General features: G+C 41.7%; 17 protein-coding genes. 8 read left to right on the forward strand and 9 right to left on the reverse strand.

What is annotated here, in order from left to right:
* The first annotated feature begins 455 nt into the window (after window positions 1–455).
* The 5 genes from CXF86_RS09575 to CXF86_RS09595 all read left to right on the forward strand — a co-directional run bounded on the left by CXF86_RS09575 (window position 456) and on the right by CXF86_RS09595 (window position 5,891).
* Window positions 456–2,135, forward strand: coding sequence for an ammonia-forming cytochrome c nitrite reductase subunit c552 (locus tag CXF86_RS09575; RefSeq protein ID WP_101093501.1), 1,680 nt, complete (start codon window positions 456–458; stop codon window positions 2,133–2,135).
* 389 nt (window positions 2,136–2,524) lie between these two features.
* Entirely contained in the window at window positions 2,525–3,919 is a 1,395-nt protein-coding gene (gene nrfA, locus CXF86_RS09580; RefSeq protein WP_219622726.1) for an ammonia-forming cytochrome c nitrite reductase, read from the forward strand.
* 268 nt (window positions 3,920–4,187) lie between these two features.
* Entirely contained in the window at window positions 4,188–4,571 is a 384-nt protein-coding gene (locus CXF86_RS09585; RefSeq protein WP_102038846.1) for a VOC family protein, read from the forward strand.
* A gap of 55 nt (window positions 4,572–4,626) precedes the next feature.
* Window positions 4,627–5,097, forward strand: a complete 471-nt coding sequence (locus tag CXF86_RS09590) for a GyrI-like domain-containing protein (protein WP_101093498.1) — start codon at window positions 4,627–4,629, stop codon at window positions 5,095–5,097.
* A gap of 113 nt (window positions 5,098–5,210) precedes the next feature.
* Window positions 5,211–5,891, forward strand: a complete 681-nt coding sequence (locus CXF86_RS09595; protein WP_101093497.1) for a helix-turn-helix transcriptional regulator — start codon at window positions 5,211–5,213, stop codon at window positions 5,889–5,891.
* 176 nt (window positions 5,892–6,067) lie between these two features.
* Here the strand turns inward: CXF86_RS09595 and CXF86_RS09600 are convergent, their stop codons facing one another.
* The 3 genes from CXF86_RS09600 to CXF86_RS09610 all read right to left on the reverse strand — a co-directional run bounded on the left by CXF86_RS09600 (window position 6,068) and on the right by CXF86_RS09610 (window position 10,225).
* On the reverse strand, window positions 6,068–7,978 hold the full coding sequence (locus CXF86_RS09600; protein WP_102038847.1) for a methyl-accepting chemotaxis protein: 1,911 nt from the start codon (window positions 7,976–7,978) through the stop codon (window positions 6,068–6,070).
* 680 nt (window positions 7,979–8,658) lie between these two features.
* Entirely contained in the window at window positions 8,659–8,838 is a 180-nt protein-coding gene (locus CXF86_RS09605; protein ID WP_101093495.1) for a CCGSCS motif protein, read from the reverse strand.
* A 370-nt stretch (window positions 8,839–9,208) separates the two neighbouring features.
* Window positions 9,209–10,225 (reverse strand): hypothetical protein, encoded by a 1,017-nt coding sequence (locus CXF86_RS09610; RefSeq protein WP_101093494.1) that lies wholly within the window; start codon window positions 10,223–10,225, stop codon window positions 9,209–9,211.
* 610 nt (window positions 10,226–10,835) lie between these two features.
* Here CXF86_RS09610 and CXF86_RS09615 point away from each other — a divergent pair.
* Entirely contained in the window at window positions 10,836–11,096 is a 261-nt protein-coding gene (locus CXF86_RS09615; protein WP_101093493.1) for a DNA polymerase III subunit epsilon, read from the forward strand.
* 57 nt (window positions 11,097–11,153) lie between these two features.
* On the opposite strand, the gene CXF86_RS09620 is transcribed toward CXF86_RS09615, so the two are convergent.
* From CXF86_RS09620 to CXF86_RS09640, 5 genes are all read right to left on the reverse strand, one after another.
* Window positions 11,154–14,393: an EAL domain-containing protein gene (locus CXF86_RS09620; protein ID WP_180961042.1), complete on the reverse strand. Its 3,240-nt coding sequence runs from the start codon at window positions 14,391–14,393 to the stop codon at window positions 11,154–11,156.
* Between the two features lie 242 nt (window positions 14,394–14,635).
* The gene (locus CXF86_RS09625; protein ID WP_374702334.1) at window positions 14,636–15,367 is read right to left on the reverse strand and encodes a hypothetical protein; all 732 of its coding nucleotides are present in this window, start codon (window positions 15,365–15,367) and stop codon (window positions 14,636–14,638) included.
* A gap of 26 nt (window positions 15,368–15,393) precedes the next feature.
* On the reverse strand, window positions 15,394–16,560 hold the full coding sequence (locus CXF86_RS09630) for a BamA/TamA family outer membrane protein (RefSeq protein ID WP_101093491.1): 1,167 nt from the start codon (window positions 16,558–16,560) through the stop codon (window positions 15,394–15,396).
* Between the two features lie 359 nt (window positions 16,561–16,919).
* Complete coding sequence (locus CXF86_RS09635) at window positions 16,920–17,132, reverse strand: helix-turn-helix domain-containing protein (RefSeq protein WP_101093490.1); 213 nt, start codon at window positions 17,130–17,132, stop codon at window positions 16,920–16,922.
* A gap of 3 nt (window positions 17,133–17,135) precedes the next feature.
* Entirely contained in the window at window positions 17,136–17,639 is a 504-nt protein-coding gene (locus CXF86_RS09640; protein ID WP_232775167.1) for a DUF2975 domain-containing protein, read from the reverse strand.
* A gap of 194 nt (window positions 17,640–17,833) precedes the next feature.
* Between CXF86_RS09640 and CXF86_RS09645 the strand changes: the two genes are divergently transcribed.
* On the forward strand, window positions 17,834–19,882 hold the full coding sequence (locus CXF86_RS09645; RefSeq protein WP_102038849.1) for a S9 family peptidase: 2,049 nt from the start codon (window positions 17,834–17,836) through the stop codon (window positions 19,880–19,882).
* A 314-nt stretch (window positions 19,883–20,196) separates the two neighbouring features.
* On the opposite strand, the gene CXF86_RS09650 is transcribed toward CXF86_RS09645, so the two are convergent.
* Window positions 20,197–20,604: a hypothetical protein gene (locus CXF86_RS09650; RefSeq protein WP_102038850.1), complete on the reverse strand. Its 408-nt coding sequence runs from the start codon at window positions 20,602–20,604 to the stop codon at window positions 20,197–20,199.
* A gap of 406 nt (window positions 20,605–21,010) precedes the next feature.
* Here CXF86_RS09650 and CXF86_RS09655 point away from each other — a divergent pair, with 406 nt between their 5' ends.
* Complete coding sequence (locus tag CXF86_RS09655) at window positions 21,011–22,255, forward strand: Xaa-Pro dipeptidase (protein WP_257982731.1); 1,245 nt, start codon at window positions 21,011–21,013, stop codon at window positions 22,253–22,255.
* Window positions 22,256–22,588: the final 333 nt, after the last annotated feature.

Raw genomic sequence — 22,588 nt, forward strand, 5'->3', positions numbered from 1 at the left:
AATTATTTAAGTTACCCCAGCTAAAGCGCCACCAAAAATGAAACATTTACATTACAAACAAGAAGATTTTACCCTAACGCAGAAAAACGTCATTCACTAAATTAGAACAAGCACTTACAACTGGATCGCTGATAAACACTACAGTTAAGTACCCACTAAGTCGTACCTCTAACTAGGTATTTGTTAGATTTTTCTTATTTTGTTAACAACTCACTTTTGTAAATTTATTGATCACACTCACGTTGTTGTTAATAAAATGTGTAGCAACAACATCCCTCATGTTAATAATGCACCCGTTCCATATTAATAAGACTAGATGAGTTTAATTAATATAGAAAACAAATTAGACAAATCTATAGTACAAATAAAAATAAACATTTTAACGCATAAGATAAATCTAAATAAGTAAATAATCAAAAGTAAAATAACAAATATAGTTATTTAAAGGAGTTATGATGAGATTACAAAAGCTTGCTATCGCTGTAGCAGTAATGACTGCATTATCCGGTTGTAATAGTGATGACGATTCAGCTAAGACCTGTTCTGATGGTACCATTTTAGATACAAACACTAATACTTGTGTCACTGTTCCACCTGTCGTCGTACCGCCAGTCGTCGTACCACCAGTCGTAGTGCCACCAGTAGCGACTGATTTCTACAATAGCGACAACTGGAAAGAAACCTTCCCTGATCAGCATACTACTTGGCTAGAAACTGAAGAAACTAACCCAGTATCAGGCGTACCAACTGATATATTGGAAATAAATCCAAACCTAGTGAGTGCATGGGCGGGTTACGGTTTTGCTAAAGACTACAACCGCGCTCGCGGTCACCAGTTTGCACTAACGGACATTATCAAAACTCTTCGTACTGGCGCTCCACTGGTAGGTCACGACGGCGTCGTTGTTGGTGAAGCGATGAAAGCAAGTTGCTGGTCTTGTAAATCTCCTGACGTAGCCCGTATGTATGACGAGGTTGGCGAAGGGAAATTTGCTGATAACGGCTGGTCTGTTTGGGGCAAAGAGATGACTAACGTCATTGGCTGCGCCGACTGTCATGAATTAGGCGAAAATACACTGCGCCTAAGCCGTCCATACACAGAACGTGCAATGGACAAAGTTGAGCTTACCTTTGCGGCTCAAGACCACACTGTTCAAGCTGGTCAAACTTGTGCTCAGTGCCACGTAGAATACTACTTCGACGGCGGCGATTCTAAGAAAGTACGTTACCCGTGGGATCATTGGGTACCCGCTGTTGACACCGATTACGCAAATGTTACTGACTACCAAGGGACTGATAATCTTTATAAAGGTTACGCAGCAGAAGCTCAGCTAGCTTACTACGACAACATCGACTTTAAAGATTGGACTAATGCCATCTCTGGTGCACCGTCGCTAAAAGCGCAACACCCTGAGTTTGAAAACATGTCAGACCGCGCTAAACACAAAGGACCAAACCATTTAGAGTTTAGCTGTAATACCTGCCATATGCCTAAATCGACTAACTCTGAAGGCCAAGAGTACTCAAACCATAAAGTCACATTTGACGCAGACAAGCTACCCGCAAATTGTACTGCTTGTCATAATGCCGACTATTTAGATATAGACACTATCATTGCTGATCGTAAAGCTGAAATCGATAAATTGCGTTTTGAAGCAAACGGTACCGACCCTCGTCTAACCGAAGTACATTTCAAAGCACAAGCAATTTGGGCTGCAAATGGCATTGAAGGTCTAGACGCTGGCAAAACTATTGGCGAAGCTAAAGCGGCCTATGAAGGCGCACTTGCTGCAGGAAACGAACTGGCTACTGAGATGAACAGCTTATTGGGTCAAGTGCGTAACGCACAATGGTTCTGGGACAGTGCAACCGCATCTCACGGTATCGCTGCGCATAACCCTGAAGAAGCTAAACGCTTACTGACTAAAGCTAATGCGATTCTAGGTGCGGCTATCATTGAAGCTGATACCTTGCTAACTAAGTACGCACCAGAGTATACGTACGACGCTACTCAGTACGATACTAAAGCAAAAGTACAACCTCTTGCTGGTCTTAATTTAGAAGCTATGAAAACAGCTAAAGACAAGTTCGTTGAAGAGCGTGTTAAAAAAGAATGGCCTGCTGAGCTACGTTAATCACGAATGTAGTTAAGTAACCTATTGTCTTCGACCTAAAATGCCAGTCCTCCCACCGACTGGCATTTTTTTTATCTCTGCTATTTATGATTATTTTTCCATTAAGAACGGAAGGTCAATAATCACCACCGCATTAGCGAACTATGTTGAGTTCACCTTTCTTATCGCCATCATCACATCGATACCCAAATGAAAGATCAGTAGTTAAGCAACACATCAATTAAGAATTACTTAACACATCATTAAAAACAGTAAACTATTCTTACCTTTCGATTGGTTTTAACATTCACTGTCGAATCTTTATTGTTACTTGTTGTTACTTGAATATACCCCACCTATTCCTGTTCTCCATTTAATCAATAAACAGGAAATCAAAGTAAATGAAATCAATAACTTTAAGGCTAACGCCAATAAGTTTACTCATATCAGTGGCCCTGGTATCTTCATCTTTTGCCTATGCTCAAGCTAAAGATCTCGATCCGCGTAGTGAGCAGTATGCTAAGAAGTATCCAAAACAGTACCAAAGCTGGAAAAAAACCACTGATTACAGTGACAAACCAGATGAAGTAGCTGAAGACCCAAATCTTGCAGTCTTATGGGCAGGTTATGCCTTTTCAAGAGATTATACCCGCGCCCGCGGCCATCAGTACGCCGTTACCGATCTCAGAGAAACGCTCAGAACCGGTACACCTGATGCAGAGCATCCAGACATGATGCCAATGGCATGTTGGAGCTGTAAGGGACCCGATGTACCAAGAATGATCACTGAGCAGGGAGAAGATGGATTCTTCGAAGGTCAGTGGAGTAAAGGTGGCCCTGAAGTCGTCAATACTATCGGTTGCCAAGATTGCCACGAACCTGGTTCGTCAAAGTTACGTATGGCTAGACCTTTTGCAGAGCGAGCCATGAAAAGCATTGGCTTAACTTGGGAAACCGCTGGACGAAAAGATAAACAAGCTATGGTCTGTGGACAATGTCATGTCGAATACTACTTCGAAGGCAAAAACAAAAGCGCTAAATTCCCTTGGGATAACGGCGTAAAAACGGACCAAGTTGAAGCCTACTTTGACTCAATAGAGTTTACTGATTGGACCCATCAACTCTCGAAAACACCAATGCTCAAGGCACAACATCCAGACTACGAGACTTGGAGTCAGGGGATACATGGTCAAAACAACGTTACCTGTATTGATTGCCATATGCCAAAAGTGGTCAATAAAGAAGGACGTAAATATACCGATCATAGAGTAGGCAATCCATTCGATCGTTTCGAACAGACCTGCGCAAGTTGCCATGATCAAACTAAAGCGCAGTTACAAGATATTGTCGCTCAGCGAAAGGCGAAGATTGATGAGCTGAAGATGAATGCTGAGACGCAATTAGTGCATGCTCACTATGAAACTGCAGCAGCGCTTGCGGCGGGCGCTACTGATGAAGAAGTTCATTCGATTCAGCAAGATATACGTCACGCACAATGGCGCTGGGATCACGCTACCGCTTCACACGGTATAGCCATGCATAACCCTGATGAAGCACTCAGAGTTTTAGGCACTGCTATCGACAGAGCGGCTAACGCCCGTATTAAGCTTGCCAGATTATTGAGTAGCAAAGGAGTTAAACAACCCGTCGCTATTCCAGATATCTCAACCAAAGCAAAAGCACAAGCGACTATTGGCTTAAACATGGACAAGCTAAACGCCGAAAAGGCCCATTTTATTGAGACAGTACTGCCTCAGTGGGATGAACAAGCTAAATTACGCGAAGCAATATACGACAAAGAGTAACGTTTAAACGTATCTCGCTCACACGGATGTGAGCGACTCAATTTTTCAATGACACTCTTCCGCGATAATCCCCTCTAAAAACCCAGAAAAACCGCTATCTGCTGTAGCGATACTTGAAACAGATTCAAGCTCAGGCGATCCCCAGTATATTAACCATGTCGAATCTCTACTGACATCACGCTGTCAGTAACCCTGCTATATCCTTGCTGTGTCGCTGAGCCAAGACCTTCATCTCGAATGCTCTCTCAGCTCATACAAGGAGTTCATCATGTTACATAAAGCAGCCTTAGTTTGGGGCGAGATCCCCGTTACCGATATGGATAGAGCCGTCGCATTTTACACTCAGCATTTCGGCGTCAGTTTCAGACGTGAAGTGATGAATGATATGGAAATGGCCGTGCTAGAAACAGAAGATAAAGACGCCGCCAGCATCGGGTTAGTGAAACATGAGATGATGCAGCCGTCAGCCCATGGTAGTGTGCTTTACCTTCATCTGAGTCAACAGCTCACTGGACTGGTGGATAAAATAGCCCAGGCAAGGGTTAAAGTGTTGCTGCCAGTAATGCCAATAAAAGACGGTGAGTGCGGATTCATTGCGCTATTTCAAGACTGTGAAGGCAATACCGTTGGCCTTTGGTCCCAACAAAAGTAAAACAAAGTCGCGGGCTAAGGCACTGCGCTTGAAATCCATATTCAACGGAGAGAACATGAGTAATATCACCAAGGATGTCGTTTCACCTGAGCGGGTAACGCAAGCCGCTGTCGAACTTGTTGGCTTAATCACAAGGACAAGTAATCTTGCCGAACAACATGTTAGCACTCAAAAAATAGGCCCTCTTTGGCAGCGTTACTTTACTGAGCGGATGCAAACACACAGCAATACTCAGCTAATGTATGGTGTCTATTACGATTATCAATCGGATATGGAGGGGGAGTTTTCAGTGCTAGCTGGAACCACTGCTACGCAAGATCAGATTTGTGATCTTACGTTAATTGCAGGCGAGTACCTTAAGTTTAGTGCGCAAGGAGAAATGCCCCAATGTGTGGTCAACCTCTGGGGCGAAGTATGGCGCTATTTCGCCTCCGAAAAATGTGAATATCAACGCAGTTACCTCACTGATTATGAAATGTATTTAGATAACAATGGGGTTGAGATCTATATCGGCATTAAGCCCTGAGACTAACCCTACTTTGCCAAACGAATAATAAGAGCCAAGTTTAATCTAAGATTGAATTTGGCTCTGTTGTTTGTCAGCATGATTAAGCACATATTGAATGGAGTTGGTATAACATGCGCCGCGCCGATAGATTATTTCAGTTAGTTCAGATCCTACGCCATCGCCGCTTAACCACGGCCAAAGAGCTGGCCGAAAGGCTAGAGGTATCAACTCGAACCGTTTACCGTGATGTACAAGACCTCTGCTTAAATGGCATTCCAATCGAGGGGGAAGCTGGCGTAGGTTATCTTCTGCGGCAAGAGGTGAATGTGCCGCCATTAATGTTTAATGAAGCTGAGCTTGAGGCGATTCAGGTCGGCATGCGTATGGTGCAAGCCTGGGGTGGAAAAGAGCTGGCCAGCGCCGCTAAACAAGCAATGATAAAAGTCGAAGCGGTATTGCCTGCACGGCTGCAAGAGTACCAATCTTTGATGTTCGCACCTGACTTTTACATCGATACCGATGAGCTTCAGTTTCTCGATCAGCTACGAAAAGCATCTCGATTAAGAGAGTATCTATTGATGGATTACCGCGATGCCAAAGAGGATATAAGTCAAAGGGAGGTACGCCCGCTGGCCATCTATTTCTGGAAAGGCACTTGGACTCTGCTGGCATGGTGTGAGCTGCGAAATGACTTTCGTAATTTCCGAGTCGACCGAATTATAAATCTGGCAGGGTTAGCGCAACACTTTGCCGTATCACCAGGTCAAGAGATGCAAGATTACATCGCATTGATGGAAGCCAAGCATTGTTAATCAATAACACGGTAACAACCAGAGTAAAAACGACGTTTTATTAATTAAAGAATACTAATTGATTAATGCCTAGCACTCCAAGTATTGCCACCTCCTACTTAGCTATTCATTAAAGCTAAGTAGGAGGTGTAAACATATGCCAATCACAATAACGAGGCTTAATTCGTTATCTGTTGTTATTCAATGGTGAACTTGTTCACCACATCAATAAGTTTATCATTAGCGGTTGTTAGTTTATGAGTTTCACTCTCGGTCGATTTACCATTGTCGTCGAGTACTACGACGATATCGCGAATCGCGTTCATATTACGGCTCACCTCTTCAGATACCGCACTTTGTTCCTCGGCAGCGGTGGCAATTTGCGTATTTAAGTCGTTAACTTCTGCAATGGATAACACTACTTTTTCAAGGTTATCACTCACATCAATTGTGGCTTGACTCGCTTGTTCACAAGTTATTTTAGTTTGCTTCATTGCATCAACCGCATTATGAACACCTTGTTGCAGCTTATCGAGAGTTTGTTCTATTTCGGTAGTACTGACTTGAGTACGAGCAGCTAAAGCGCGTACCTCATCTGCTACAACCGCAAAACCTCGGCCTTGATCACCTGCTCTAGCCGCTTCAATTGCTGCGTTAAGCGCTAGTAAATTTGTCTGCTCAGCAATACCGCCTATCACCTGCAACACTTTAGTGATGCTAATAGCATCTTGTGCTACATGACCAATATTAACTTCGGTATCTTCTACATCTTGAATCAGGCGTTCGACCGTAAGTCTGGTCTCAGAGACTATGCTATTAGTGTTACTCACCTGCTCACTCGTAACAAGCGCCGCATTAGATGCCTGAGAGGTATTCGTGGCCACATCCATTGCGGTTGCACTCATCTCTTCGACTGCGGTGACAACTTGTTCCGTTTCCAAAACATGTTGCTTTAGCACCCCCGCATTGTCCTCAGTTTGTTGATGTAGCTTGGCAATACTGTCGCCAATATCTTTAGAGCCAAACGACACCTCTTTCACTAGACCTTGAAGGTTAGCCACAAACCGATTAATACCGCTGGCAATCTCCCCCAAATCATCATTACTCGTTACAGGCAGGCGGCGAGTGAGATCAGCTTGTCCCTGAGAAAGATCTAAAACCATCTGCTTGAGGCTTAGAATAGGTCGATACAACCAATTTAATACCGCAAACACTAATCCTATGCTCAGCAGCAACATAATTACCGACATCCAGAGTGAACTTTGCAGCGCATCATTCAATCCAGCATAAGCAATATTTTCATCCACGCTGATAAAGAGATACCATTGTTTGGCTCCTAGCAACGGAATGGCTTCGCTAAACAATAACTGCTTAGTGCCACTATATTGATATTCACCGCTAAAGGAGTCGTTAGACACGATCCCCTGCATAAGTTGACCTAAGCCAGACTCTCTTAGCGTGTTTCCAACTTCAAAGCGATTAGTAGAAGACGCCAGTACTTTACCTTTATCGTCGATAATCACCGCGACAGCCCCTGGGAAGTCCACGTCTTTAACCGTTTCAGCTAAAATTTCCAAACCGATATCAGCCGACAACACCCCATCACCGATATCTTTTACTATCGAAATAACAGGTTGCTCAGTCACCATATCGGTATAAATGTCAGTCAGCACTGCGCCATTGTTAGCTTTAGCAAGTTGGTACCAACCACGCGGGCGCGGGTCATATTGGAGAGGATCTGCCACACCATTTTGCCAAATGGCATTATCAGCCACACTGGCGTATGAGCTGCCATCATCAAAACCCCAAAACACCGAATACAAGCTACTCGCACGTTTCCCCAAACGCGCCATACCAACGTACTGCTGCTGAAACTGCCCATTATGATATTCGGCAGCCATTGCCGCTATCGCCGTAGCTTTGCTGTTAAACCATTTCGAAATCGAACTGGCTTCATAACTAGTAATTTCCTGAGATCTGGTTTGAACAGAGAGAATAGTATCTTGTTTCAGCTCGTGATATGAAATCCAATTAGCCACTAATAAACAACTAGAAACCAATAGCATAATGGCAATGGTAAGGGTATTTTTAAATCCAATAGCTTTCATGGCTACCTTATTTCCTTGTCTAAAGACTTTGCAGTAAAAACTTTCACTTTCATAGTGAAAGCACAATAACAAGTGAAATCATACGCTTGGAATCAATTCCAAACCGTGAAGCGATCAACAGCACGCAGCAGTGCCCACGTAACGATGAGCACACATAAAAGTAACTTAACCTGTTGTAAGCTCAATATTAAAGGACTGCGAAGCAAACAGTACCCCATCAGCCAGTTCGCAAAGGCATCAGCCGAATCAAACTAGGTTATAAAATGTAATTAATGCATTAAAAATAAGTGTGGCTGCAGTGTTTGAATCGAATAATTTAAAGTGATTTGGATATATAGATAGGCCAAAAGAATGGATGTTTATAGAACAGATGTAGAGTGTTTTTAAGACTAACCTTATGAGATAAATATTTAAGGCTATGTTGGTAGAACATGTTTTAGAATCATAATTAACTCCACTAACGAGACTCATACATTAACGCGGTTACTCTCAGTATATAGGGAATACACATCTAATTATTGTAGAATATAAGTGCCCGACTTTTTGTATTCTCTTGACAAAAAACGCAGTAAATATTTAGCAACCGGAAGTGTCCTTGTAAACTCAACGAGCGCCATTTTAGCCTCAATGAGTATCTATCTTTACTTACTTTCCAGTCGCTATCGGTTTGAGTTTAAAACTCACTTAGAGCAAGAACCACAACACACACCATTGTCACCATGTTTTGCATTTTCAGCTTTTACGGCAGCATTAGTCGCGTCAACTTTTGCCGCTTTTTCGACTGTCTTGGTCGGTGTTAGTACAGAAGCCTGACTCTCTGATTTATTCAACCCAAATATTTTTTTGAATGATACTGACATATAAACTCCATAACTTATTAAAGGTGTATTTTTAAAGCATGTTATAATTCCCGAGTAATTTAGTCAACTATTAATCGCTCTCTTTGGCGCGATTTATAATGATGGTTTGTCGTCGCTAACCAAGCGCCAAACTGAATTGCTATAAGGACTCGTTTAGGTGTTCATCGCTGATAAGCAAAGCCATAGCGTCAATCGCAGCCAAATAGTCCATCATCAACAAGGGATTTTCTTTCATTGTTAAAGTGAGTGACACTATCTTCTAGCTATCGATGGGATAGGCATTAAAAAACCCCAGTACTCTTGACGAGTAACTGAGGTTTATTAGTGGGTAACACACTCGAATGCAGACCGTTCTACACTTAATGATTAACTAACGAATCTTAGTCTCTCGACCAAAATACTCTTTAGATTCATACTTCTTAATCACTGAGTTTAATGATTCAGGATTATTATCCATGACCAGCTTATGCGAAATCGCACTTAATGAAATCAAGATGTCTTTGCATTCCATCCTTGCTTGCATAACAGTGTATGAAGCTGTGCTTAACACTTGAGAGATCAACTCATGATTTTTTCGGTACAGTGACAAGATGAAGTTGATGATTACCGAAGCACACAAATCCTGATCTTCAATTTGACTCGGTCTAACCACTTTTTCTAAAAAGTCTTGTTCTTTGCCTTCAGGAACAAATCTTTGCACCCAGTCAAAATAATCCTCGTCAAAAACGATAGATTTGATAGGTCTCATGAGGGTGTCATTTGAAGATGTTTGCTTGATTAACGCGTGACGTTGTTCATCACTTAGATCTTTAAGCTCATCACCATATTCTGCATTAATCAAGTTAACGACATTTTCTAACTCTTTTAACAGTCGTACATTGCCAGAAGAGACCCGATTATATGCCTCACCGACCTCATCGATGTTTTTCTGGAAGACACCAATATACTTATCACCTTCATCAATAGCATCAAGCAAGGGGATCAAGCTATAACGCCTAACTTGAATTGACTCATAAAAACGACCAATCTCTTCACGTATATTGCCTAATCTATCAATCGCATTTGTAAGAAAGTCACTGTCAGTTTTAATGGCTGAATTTAAACGAGAGTAATCAAACTCGCCATCAACTTTTTTAACACGGTTATCAATCATATTTTCGAACTTTTGAGATTCGTCTATCAATATAGAAAATTGATCTTCCATCTCAATCAGCACATGCTGAACCTTCTGTAGGCTTGTCGATCTCACTTGTTGATTGATGCCTCTGACTTTTTCTGCTTCTGTTTGCTTTTTTTGACGAACAGCCCAAGTAATGGCTGCACCGACAATCGTCAAACTTGTTGCCATGTCGAAGCCGAGTTGAACATTAGTAAACCATGGACTCATCATTTTCCCAAAATTTTGAATTTCTCTATGTTGTAAAAGTTATAACCTGTTTACTAACTAAAGTCATCGAAGCTGAAACAAAATTCCAACAAAGTCTATAAAAAAGCTAATCAAAACCGTCAACTACCCCTCATTCCGCACAAGAAACACGCAAGAAACACGCAAGAATATAGCCTGAGATAAATAATCACTGTCTGTTTATTTATCATAAAACTAGAAATATTAAGAGACGAACGCAACGTCCTAATTAACTAAAGAGTGAGTGAACTGGAGAAGTTTGCCCCGGTACAAAAACTTGCGTTATGAAGCAGACAAAAAGCACGGCTGTCTTTGCGAAAGCCAACGCTGCGGCCCTTTAATGAAAAAAGTGTAAACAAAGGGGATTGGCACCTTTGTTTACACTTTGTCTGTGGAGCAGTGCCTTGGTTTTATTATTGATTATGATCTAACTTCTAACAGCTTAAAACCTGCTTAAAGGTAGATACCATAGGGCTTGTAGTGCATATTATGCTAAAATCCCCCTATCAGCTTTATGAATGTGCAACACAACTCATTTGTTTGACTGAGCGTAGTGAAACGCTACTGTGATTAACTAATGAGGATACAAGATATGAGTAAATTAAATGCTGAAGAGCGTAAAGTCCGAGATAACGACCGTTTTTCACAACGAGTCGATGAGCGCAGAGTAAAGGGCGAAGACGTCGTTGCTTACGTACTTGCCAATAATAAAGCCTTTAAGTTTCTGACTAAAGAAGAGAAATTCAGCTTTAAGGAAAGACAAGCAACGCTTCAACAAGAAGCCATTGTCAAAGCTAAACTTAGAGAACAGCAAGAGTTAGAAAGGATTCAAGCGGAATTTACTGAAAAGTAAAACACGATAAACAGCCATAGTGAGTTAATTATTATGGCTGGATCATGTTCAAAAAAATTATCGGCTCAAGGGCCTATGCAGATATGTGACGCCTGCTAAAGAGCTCATATCCCTTGGTTGCTTATACTTGCCGAGCATCGATAATATTTTATCAAATTCAATATGTAGCTTGCTTAATTCATCTCTTTTAGAGGTACAAGTACCAGCCTGATAACTCCTTATAATGTCCCGCGCTACAGTGTGCATAACGTTATAGGTCTGTTCCAGTTCATTAATCCATGAGCCATCGAATAATTTATCTTCTCTTAATCGTCTAACCCATTTATCAAAATGACAATCCATATTACCGATATCTGTTTGACCCTTTGAATTCTCTTGCATCAAATTTTCTATGTTTTTAAGCCAGTGTTTGAGTATCAATTCCAGTTGTTTTACTCTCCTGACTTGCAGCGTCATTTCCTCTTGACTGCTTTCTATCCAAGCTTGGTTGGGTTTGTACTCTTTAATCCAGTCAGCAAGTTTACTTGCCTGCATAGGTTTTGATATCGCATAACCTTGTGCATAGTGACAGCCCATCAAAAGTAACATCAGCCCATGCTCTGTCGTTTCGACACCTTCTGCAATAACGTGTCGGTTAAATGACTTAGTGAGCCCAATCACACCGTCAATGATAGAGAAATCATTTTGATCTATTAATACATCTCGAACAAAACTTTGGTCAATCTTGATTGTGTCAGCAGGAAGCTGACAAAGATGGGACAGTGATGAGTAACCAGTGCCAAAATCATCCAGCGCAATTCTTACGCCTAAATCATTACGACAAGCGCGAATAATATGACTGATCCGCTCAACATTTCCTAAGGTGCTACTTTCTAAAACTTCCAACTTGAAGTTACGAGAGTCGATATTATGATGACGATTAAGCGCTTCATTAAGACTGTCAAAAAAGCCTTTATTTAAGAACTGCATCGAAGAAACATTCACACTCATTTCTAGATTAATGCCTTGGTTATTTAATCGCTCAAGCTGAACCATGGCTTGATCAATTACCCAGTCACCAACTTGGATCTCTATTTCAGTCCCTTCAATAAGGGGTAAAAACGCCATTGGAGGAATAAGTCCTTTGTCTGGATGTTGCCAACGAATTAACGCTTCAACTCCAATTATTTTACCTGAGGCCATATCCACTTTCGGTTGGTAATATAGACACAGTTCATTGTTGATTAAAGCCTGCTGTATTTCTTGTGATTTTACATGCCGCAGGGTTACTTCTTGAGCTTGCTCTAAATCAAAGAACTGGTAATTTTTTTTCCCTTCTTGTTTCGCTTGATACATCGCTTGGTCAGCTTGACGTAGCAGGGTATCTAGCTCCACACCATCTAATGGCGATAAGCTGACCCCAATGGAGGCACTGATGTTGATGTAGCGTTCGTCAATAAAATAGCTCGCACTGACCGAGTGAATAATTCTATCGAGTATCTCATAACATTGAGATGTGGATTTTATATCGCCTAGGAGCATAGAGAATTCATCACCACCGAGACGCGAAACAGTGTCTTCGGTTCTTAATGCTAATTCAAGGCGATGGGCGACTTCAATCAATAGTTTGTCACCCATATCATGGCCAAAAAGGTCATTAACCGGCTTGAAGTCATCTAGATCTAGGAAGCAAACGGCAAGTAATGTGCCTGAACGTTTTGAGTGAGCAATGGCTTGATTAAAACGATCGAGTAGTAGTGTTCGGTTAGGGAGTCCTGTCAGGGCATCGTAATGAGCCATTCGACGCATACTCTCTTGCTGGCGTTTACTGTGTGTTATATCAGTGAACATACCTAGATAGTTAACGATGCGGTCATCAGCATCTTTCAGTGAGGAAGTGGTGAGCAATTCCACGTAAACCTCTCCACTCTTCCTACGATTCCAAACTTCTCCCTGCCAATAGCCCTGCTCGGTGATTTTTTGCCACATTTTGGTATAAAATTCAGGCTGATGTCTACCCGAACTTAACATATTAGGATTTTGACCTATGACCTCTTCACGACTGTAGCCAGTAATGTTTGAAAAAGCAGGGTTAACGTCGACAATCATTTTATCAGCGTCGGTGATGATTATGCCTTCATGAGTGTCACTAAAAACCCGAGATGACAGTTTCAGTTTTTCCTCGAATCTCTTATGTTCAGAAATATCAACAATACTCACTGGAACATTACGGAAATTATTTGTCGACGATGGTGTTTGAAATGAAATAAGTGCTTTAATTTCTTTGCCATCTAATGTCTGAAAATTAGCCTCAGATAGAAAAGTTTCTTGTTTCGTCCAGATGGCACACATTTCATCAATAAAGACATCAATCGCATTTGTACCAAAAGTTTGGTCAATTTTGCTAATAAATTCTGCTTGGTTTTTTGCACCAAAGAGTTTTAAGGTTGCATTATTAACAGAATTTACTTTAACCATCGCCACAAAATCCCAAGCTAAATCTATATTCGCATACAAATATGTTCTTAGGTCAACGATCCCTTTCTGTCTCAAATCTTCTAGTGCTATGACAACCGTAGAAAAGTCTTCACTCCAAATAGAAACTTCAGCGTTGTTGAAAATAGCTTCAAAGCGTTCTTCACTTTCATTGCGAGAATATTCTGCTTTTCTGACCAGAAAGATGACAAAAAACACGGTGATAATACTGGATAATATTGTAAAAATGAGCAAAGAATATAAAGATGTCCTGCTCAAATCATAAGAGCGTTGACTACTTCCCTTGAACTCAAGTGCCTTATTACGCGCAAAGTCGATTAGGAAAGTCATGTTTCGGTTCAGCTTTTTAACATGCAGCGCTTCTTTCCCAGTGGTAATACTTGCAGCGAGTTGATGTTGGTTATTACGTTTCAAAGCAAGCACTTCGTCACGTATAGATTTCCATTCAACAAAGGATTTATAGGCGACATTAATCTGTTCTTTATCCCCAAGAAAACGTTGTTTGATTAATTCGAAATGTCGATACACTTCTTGTTCATGTTGATCGACTTGCGAGATGGCTGCGTCTAATTCATCTTTGTTTCTAGCTAACACCGCATCCTTCATATAACGGTGCATAGCAAGGATATCGCCATTGGCTTCTAATACCGCGATACTGACAGAAAAGGGATGCTGGTACATTTTATGATTGAGTTCAGCAAGCTCTTTGTTTTCATCTACCGCCATGAAAACGAATAGCATCATCAACAGAACCATGATTGCAAATCCTACAAGAATGACCCGTGTAGAGTATTTACTTTGTGATAGTCCAACGTTACCCATGCACATCCTGTTGTTGATTTGATTAGATTAGTTTGTTTTTATCAACGGCTAATATATGTATTCTAGGATAAATTATTAGGATGTGAGTTTTGTTTGATGTAATGCAGAGGATTTATAGGGGAGCAAAAAGTAACTGACGAAATATTCTGGCCTATTCGGCCTATATATCTAGAACCCGAAGGTGCATTGGGAGGGGTTTAATAAACGCTTGCTGTGACCCGACAGTGACAGGCTCAGAGGAGCTACTCGCAAGATGAACTGTAGTGATTAAGTTCGATAAGCCCTTCAATTATGATGCCGTGATAACGGGCTTTAATTAATTGATAATCCATCGTTGGCGCAAAGTAGTAAGTCACCTCTTCGGCACCAGACTGCTTAACCGGGATTAAGGTTAACTCGCCCCAAGGTGCGATGTTTACGGTTTGCGGGTCTTCAACATAAAGTTGATAAGGCTCTATTGCATCTGAAGCTTGTCTGATTAATGCAAATTGTGTGCGGCCTTGGAGCAAGTACTGACGAATTTGAATCGCTAAAGTGTCCACGTCCCGCAAAGGTAGATGAGCAGAGGTATAGTTGGTGATATCACCATCAATATCGACCCGAGATTGACGGCCGTTATGGCTAAAAGAAACCTGCATGTCTCTCGCCCTAAACCCGCTCACTTTTTGATGAAACTTGTCGGTTATCCACTCATTAGTTTTATTGGACCAAGACAACTCAGCCCGCTGTTGATATTGAGTGCCAATGCCTAAAATACTGGCTTCACTTTTTGAGGTTACCACCGCAGTGTTACCCAACCAAGTCTCGGTTCGGGCCATTGTTCCAGTATGAATACCACTGAGGTAAATATCGTAATCTGAACTACGGTTACACTGTTCTTTTACAGGGACTTGTTGATCCATCTTTGACTGACTAGCGAACACGTTATTAACGAGGGCAAGCGTTAACGCTAGCCCCAAATAACACGTGTTCATCGTCAATGAAACTACTCTAGTCAAAATCAAAAGACTTCGTTCACATTGAGGTAGAAGTTAGTTTCGTTCTCGCCGACACCAATATCAAGACGCAAATTGATATTGTCTTTGATTTTAAAGCGGAAGCCTGTGCCATAAGAGGTCATTAGCTCCTCGTTAAGATCGCTCACCTTTGATGCTACGCTACCCACACCGCCCCAAAAAACCATGCCATAACGCTGGAAAATCGGTAAACGATATTCAACTTGGCCCATCATCATCTGCTTGTCGCGGTAGCGCCCTTTAATATAACCACGCATTGCACTTGAACCGCCTAAATCTGGCAACATGTTCCAAGGTACATCGCCCTCGGTGAACTGCCCTTGCACTTGCCATGCAATCAGCCCTGGCGCAGAGCTAAGTAGCGATGTTGAACTCAAATCAATGTAGTTTGCTAGCTCAAGGTTATAGGTTGAAAACGTCGAATATTCACTGTTCTGGTAAAGACCTGCATCGATTTGGAACAACCAACCCTTAGTCGCATTTAAGCGATAATCTCGTGAATCATAGATACTGGTAACGACAATACCCGAGCTAAAATTACTCGGTAAAAGAGTGTCTGCATCTACTGGTACGCCAGTTTCGACTAACTCTAATTTGTCAGCACTGGCATAAGTGAAGTCAGCCCCAACCCCTAGAAAATAATTATCGGCGACTTCTGTCATCCAGCGAGGTTTGAAACTGTATAACTGCTCTTCAAATTCATGATGATTCGCGTCGACATTGCCGTCATCAATACCTTGGCCATAATAAACTGACGCTTCATTATGTAGCTCTAGCCCGAGTAATAAACGCTGTTTGCCACCATTGAAAAAAGTCATGTTTTCAACTTCAACGCCGTAAGAGTTGTTCATTGAAACAAATGAATTTAATACTAACGACGACGGTTGCTCTTCATTCGATGCACCGTCAGTTTTATACAAACCGACCATCAACAGACCAACACCAAACTTCTTCTCGGGTGTGTAATACGCGGTTGGTAGATAACTCATATCAATGGGTTTGCTGTCATCGAACTCACCGTCGGCACCAAAAACGGACAAAATGTTATCGACCCAGGTCGGTTCCATGTTCTCAGGAGTTTCAAACAGAGGTTCAACAGCGACAGCCACATTGGAAAAGGCAAATAAGGTTAGCAGTAAAATCCGTTTCATAAGTACTCGAATCAATAATGAAGAATTATGGGCATAAGGCGGACGCAATGCTGTTTGCAAAAGAGATTAGGTAAGGCCAGCTTGCACTTTTCCCCCTTACTTTTGCTACTTTTACTTTGGTTTCATTCGAACCGCATAACGACCTTTCAGGCAGTCAATCGACTTGCCGAGCGCATTCTACCACTACCGCTATTTTCAACCATTACTTTTTTAGCTTAGGGGTTATTCCAATACAGATATGTGAGTTGTTGCTTGGGGAAAAATGGCATGCTCTGCGATGACATAGAACAAAGTTGACTCTGGGCTCTCTTCCTCTAAAAAGAGAGCCCTATTATCTCAATAGCTTCGACAAAACAGAACTACTCTGGAACCGTACGAAACTCTAAAATATCACCAGGCTGGCACTTCAGATAATTACAGATGCTCGCCAATGTTTCAAACCTAACCCCTTTGACCTTGCCTCTTTTTAGTAGAGAGAGATTGGCTTCAGTGATACCTATCGCTTTAGCGAGCTCTTTAGAACTCACCTTTCGTACCGCCATCATTACATCTAAATTAACTATAATTTCCATGGCTTAAATAAACTCTTTGTTTTCAGCTTCGATTTCTCTAGCGGCTTTAAGCAAATAGACAATAATCAACATCAGTAAGATTGTCGTAATATTGCCAAAATCTAACGGTAACTCGATGTGAGTTTTATCGAAGAAAGATTTATGGTAATAACCCGTCAGCAGATGTTGAACGATTTCAAGTGCAAAATCAGCCAGCTTTATCCATATCAACCACAAATAACAGCGCATGGCATTGTGTCCAAAAAAATGACCTTGATGATAAAAACCTAGCAATTTTTGCAGCCAATACACCCCAACTAAAAACATGATAAATAGCGGCGCCTGAATCGCTAATAACACCTGTCTACTCGCCCGCTCATCCCACCATAACTCGGTAAACAGCATACTAGTTGAAAAGCGAATATCTCCTTGAATAAAATAGCCATAGCCAAGGTAAATCAATATAGACACGGCACCAAAAATAACTGCGATTCTAAAAAAACCACTGATCTGCATCAGCTTCTGCATATTGGAATTCATAACCTTTTGTAGACCTCAACTTAAATGACCTGCCAATTATATAAGACAACAACATTTGATTGCAAAATAATATTTAATTATCGTTTTACAATAATTATTTTATGTAATAGGCTAATTAGCATTCAGGATAATGAAAGATTAGCATTGCTGTCAGCCATAGCGTTGTCGTAAAGGATAAAAATATGATCACCAATAAAGTCTTACCCAGTCTTTTAGCTACTGCACTCGCTTGCAGCTTATTTGTCACTGGGTGCTCCCAAACACCTAAAGTGTCGTCTGTAGAAACAGTGCAACAGCAAAGTCCACTCATTCCGCTTGAATCCTTCTTTAGTGAGCAGAACATCACTCACCTCAACACCTCTAACGATGGTCAATGGATGGCGTTTCTAAAGGAGTATCAAGGAGTCAAAAATATTTACTTGCTACCAGCAGGCGCCAAACTTGAAGAGGCCGTTGCAATTACTGATTCCAAAGAGCCAATCAATGAGTTTAGGTGGTCAACTTCAGGAAATAGCATATTCTTTTTAAGTGATAATGGCGGTAACGAAAATACCCAAATCTACATGCTAACACTCGATTTAACTCACGATACCCCCAAAGCAACCACAACCGCGCTGACTCACAATAATGAAGTCACATATCAGATTATTGAGCAGCCCAAAGAAACCCCCAACAACTTAGTGCTGCTATCAAACCAGGATAATCCTCAACAACTTGATGTTTACCGTTTAGATGTAACAAACGGTTCAATAAGTAATGTTTTTTCAAACACGTATGGTTTCAATAATATACAGACCAACAAACAGGGGATCCCTGTTTTAGGTGTCAGCAGCAATCCAGATAACACCACTAGTCTGTATGCCAAGGTCGATACCCAATGGAAAGTGTTAATAACGACTGAGTTTGGTGAAGATATTGATTTACTGCAGTTTGATGAAGATAGCAACGTCGCCTATATTCGCGCCAATATACAGGGACGAGACAAACAAGAGTTGCTCAGTTTAGACATAGCCACTGGGAAATTGACGACGCTGCATACCGATCCAGAAAATGAATCTGACGTCGAAGACGTCTTGTTTGACGACAGTGGCAAACCGATTGCGGTTAGCTACTACGGCGGCCGCCTGCGCACCTATCCATTAAGCCAATCATTTGCTCAACATTGGGAAAATATTAACGCATATTTTGCACAGGATGTAGAAATAACCATAGCAGAACGCAATGAAGAGTCTGGTTTATGGCAGCTGCATGTCGCCAGTGATATCGATATGGGTAATGACTATCGCTACAATGCAAATACTGGAAAAATCAGTCTATTGCTCAAGCAGCAACCAGCGATCGATCCCGCGCTATTAGCAAAACGTCAGTCCATTTTCTACGTAGCAAGAGACGGTGTAAAAATACAAGCCTATTTGACTCTCCCAAAAGGGCAAAACAAAAACCTTCCAACGATTATCTTGCCCCATGGTGGTCCATGGGCACGAGATTATTGGACCTTGAGTTCAGGTTACTTTAATCCAATTGCTCAACTATTGGCTAACCGAGGTTATGCTGTATTACAGCCGAATTTCCGAGCATCTACAGGGTTTGGTAAACGTTTTCTCAATCTTGGCAATAAAAACTGGGGCACTGGCAGCATGCAAGATGATCTTACTGACGGTGCTAACTATCTCATCGACCAAGGGATTGCTGACAAACAACGTTTAGGGATCATGGGCGCTTCATACGGTGGCTACGCTGCGCTAGCAGGTGCCACATTCACACCCGATCTCTATAAAGCTGTTATCTCTTACGTTGGCCCCTCAAGCTTAATCACATTAATGGAGTCATTCCCGCCACATTTCCGTCCCTATCTTGGGCAATTTTATAGTGCGGTAGGCGACCCAGAAATCGAGATGGATCGTAAAGATATGCAGTCTCGTTCACCCATAAACTTTGTCGATAACATTAAGGCGCCATTGATGTTGGTTCAGGGAGCAAATGATCCTCGAGTCACTCAAGTTGAGTCCGATAATATTGCTAAAGCAATGAACAAAAGAGGCTTGCCTGTTGAGTACATCTTGGCAAAAGATGAAGGCCATGGTTTTCAAAAAAGAGATAATAAGCTTGCTTATATTGTCGCAATGGAACAATTTTTTGCCTTGCATTTAGGTGGACGCCAAGACAATACGGTCCCTGCCAACCTCTCTAACCACTTAGCCACACTTAAAGTGGATGTGCCAAGCCTTTAATTGAAAGCAGTGCTATAAACACAGTTAGAGACCTTAAATTGACCGAAGAGTAATCACTCTTCGGTTTTTTATTAAACATAGCCACTTAACTTTCCAAGCACTATTTAATACTTCAATAACTATTATTTAGCTAAGAGATTAATCTATTGTGGATACATTGGTTATTGTTGAGAGAAAAGCGGCAAGCTGTGCAATACCGTGGGATAAAGCTTACTCAGCACCCTCTTTCATTACGCGGGTTTAGCCAGCAGATGGTAACGTTTGGCTATCGTGATAAAGATGAGCCTGAGTAAATCTTACTCAGGCTTCCATTATCAGCCCTGTAGCCACAGTATGAGATCATTAGCATTTTTCACAGCAAACTGCCTTTTAACTAGCTTTCCAGCAGGATCAAAAAGGAATAGTTCAGCTGAACCCGCTCGATATTTTGCGATAAATTGATCGCCCTCTGGCGTGCCAATACTGGCGAGAAGAAACAACGCATTATCGCCCAGATGCATACGAGCCTCATTCATTTGTGTGGTCTGGCTATGACTCAGTGTCAGGTTAGGATCATAGACAAACACCAATGCAGGTAAGCCTGTACCTATTTGTTCGTGGGTGGTTTTAAAACCTTTTGGCATTACCATCAACAACAACCAAACCACTACCACGATTGATGCAATGACCCCAATAAAAACCAAAGGCTTACGCCGAGTCGAGTGTGAATTTTGTGTATCCATGCTAACTATTCTCTCTTTTAACTGTTGAAATACATGACAAAGCAATCAATTGTAATAAACAAAACTGAAACGTATATTAAAAACGCTAGCGACAGACTGAGTTATCTCAACCTCATAATCGAGTTGGCCAACCCCTTAGGCTGGTTTTCATTTTGACCTATGGAAGCTACTGAGCTAAATCAATCAAGCTTAGAAAAATTGATTGCTCTCCCCCTTTTTTCAAATCAACCGCAACTAGTGTTAACACAAGGTTAACATTTATCGTATGATAGTTTTCAAGCTCATTCCAGCTAAAAACAATAAAGGGAAGGCCACAAAGATGGTAAATAAGAATAAAGAGTTCATGACCTTAACCAAACAAAAATTAAAATCCTCTTTGCAGTTATCCTTAGCAGCGGCAATAGCAATGACCCTGAGCTTGCCGACTCTCGCACAAGATACGCTGTTAATAGCAGATGCTTACGTCGATGTTGCAGCAGGTAAAACCATTAAAGACGTTGCTATAGTGATTAGCGACAACCAGATAAGCCAAGTCACCAAACAATCAAAAATCCCGACTAATAATGATTATAAACTCGTCGACCTAAGTGGAAAAACCCTACTCCCAGGCGTCATGGATATGCATGTGCACCTATCGGGTGATGCAGAGGATAACTTTCTAGCAGCCCAGAATTATTCCATTCCACGTCAAACCGTTAAAGCGGTAAAGAATGCCGAAAAAACCCTAATGGCAGGCTTTACGACAGTGCGAGACCTAGGCGCTTCAGGCTACGCAGTGATCGCTACCCGCGACGGCATCAACGCTGGTGAAATTCCTGGACCGAGAATTTGGGCTGTAGGCCATGCTATTAGTATTACCGGCGGACATTGTGACGATAACTTCTCATCTCCAGAAAAGAAGGCCAAGGCACAAGGGGTCGCCGACGGACCTTGGGCTGTACGCGCTAAAGTCCGAGAAAATATAAAGTACGGCGCCAATGCCATTAAAGTATGTGCCACTGGCGGAGTCTTTTCTAAAGGAACCAAGGTGGGAGTTCAACAGTTAACCTATGAAGAGATAAAGTCTGCCGTTGATGAAGCCCATATGCGTGGACTCGTCATTGCAGCCCACGCCCACGGAACCAGTGGCATTAAGGCATCAATCAGAGCTGGTATCGACAGCGTCGAGCATTGCAGCTTTATGGATGATGAAGCGATCGACATGGCGATAGAAGCGGGTACTTACCTATCTTGTGATATCTACAATACTGAATATACCCTCGCCTTTGGCGCCGCCAACGGTGTGCCAGAAGAGAACATCAACAAAGAAAAGCTGGTATCACAAGCGCAGCGTGACAGCTTTAGAAAAGCGGTCAAAGCAGGTGCAAATATGGTGTTTGGCTCAGATGCTGCTATCTACCCTCATGGTGATAACGGCAATCAGTTCTCACGTATGGTTAAATTTGGTATGACCCCAGCCCAAGCTTTACAAGCAGCAACGATTAACAGTGCCGCTTTGCTTAAACAAAACAACTTGGGACAAATAAAAGTAGGATTTTTAGCAGATATCATCGCCGTAGAGGGGGATCCGCTAAAGAATATCAGCTTAATGGAAAACGTGACTTTCGTGATGAAAGATGGACAAATCTTTAAGTCCTTAGCCAGCGAATAAACTTTCATTGCCCGCAAACAAGTAAGCAGGATGAGCCATGTCATCCTGCTTCCCCCCTCTTTCATTCGAAGTTACAGATTTATTTTCATCAGCATTAAGCAAAAACTATAGGTTAACCCGCTGCAAGTATTGAGTAGCCAAACTCTTTACGCTGCAATTCGCCCATTAATTAGTACTAAAGCCTTTACCCAAAAAGCCGATAAACAATTATCTTATACCAATTGCATTAAGTACCTGTTCATTCAGTTGGAATTCAAAGCGCTGAAGGCAAGCCGGAAACATGAAGCTAATAGTGATTCTATCTCGAGTGTTTTCGACGCAGCATACAGCGCT

The organism is Shewanella sp. GutCb (genome assembly GCF_002836135.1).
Classification (GTDB): domain Bacteria; phylum Pseudomonadota; class Gammaproteobacteria; order Enterobacterales; family Shewanellaceae; genus Shewanella.

Bases quoted from the DNA above. Each gene is read 5' to 3' on its own strand.
- CXF86_RS09575 (WP_101093501.1), top strand. From the start codon at position 456: ATGAGATTACAAAAGCTTGCTATCGCTGTAGCAGTAATGACTGCATTA.
- CXF86_RS09585 (WP_102038846.1), top strand. From the start codon at position 4,188: ATGTTACATAAAGCAGCCTTAGTTTGGGGCGAGATCCCCGTTACCGAT.
- CXF86_RS09590 (WP_101093498.1), top strand. From the start codon at position 4,627: ATGAGTAATATCACCAAGGATGTCGTTTCACCTGAGCGGGTAACGCAA.
- CXF86_RS09595 (WP_101093497.1), top strand. From the start codon at position 5,211: ATGCGCCGCGCCGATAGATTATTTCAGTTAGTTCAGATCCTACGCCAT.
- CXF86_RS09600 (WP_102038847.1), bottom strand. From the start codon at position 7,978: ATGAAAGCTATTGGATTTAAAAATACCCTTACCATTGCCATTATGCTA.
- CXF86_RS09605 (WP_101093495.1), bottom strand. From the start codon at position 8,838: ATGTCAGTATCATTCAAAAAAATATTTGGGTTGAATAAATCAGAGAGT.
- CXF86_RS09610 (WP_101093494.1), bottom strand. From the start codon at position 10,225: ATGAGTCCATGGTTTACTAATGTTCAACTCGGCTTCGACATGGCAACA.
- CXF86_RS09615 (WP_101093493.1), top strand. From the start codon at position 10,836: ATGAGTAAATTAAATGCTGAAGAGCGTAAAGTCCGAGATAACGACCGT.
- CXF86_RS09620 (WP_180961042.1), bottom strand. From the start codon at position 14,393: ATGGGTAACGTTGGACTATCACAAAGTAAATACTCTACACGGGTCATT.
- CXF86_RS09625 (WP_374702334.1), bottom strand. From the start codon at position 15,367: ATGAACACGTGTTATTTGGGGCTAGCGTTAACGCTTGCCCTCGTTAAT.
- CXF86_RS09630 (WP_101093491.1), bottom strand. From the start codon at position 16,560: ATGAAACGGATTTTACTGCTAACCTTATTTGCCTTTTCCAATGTGGCT.
- CXF86_RS09635 (WP_101093490.1), bottom strand. From the start codon at position 17,132: ATGGAAATTATAGTTAATTTAGATGTAATGATGGCGGTACGAAAGGTG.
- CXF86_RS09640 (WP_232775167.1), bottom strand. From the start codon at position 17,639: ATGCAGAAGCTGATGCAGATCAGTGGTTTTTTTAGAATCGCAGTTATT.
- CXF86_RS09645 (WP_102038849.1), top strand. From the start codon at position 17,834: ATGATCACCAATAAAGTCTTACCCAGTCTTTTAGCTACTGCACTCGCT.
- CXF86_RS09650 (WP_102038850.1), bottom strand. From the start codon at position 20,604: ATGGATACACAAAATTCACACTCGACTCGGCGTAAGCCTTTGGTTTTT.
- CXF86_RS09655 (WP_257982731.1), top strand. From the start codon at position 21,011: ATGACCCTGAGCTTGCCGACTCTCGCACAAGATACGCTGTTAATAGCA.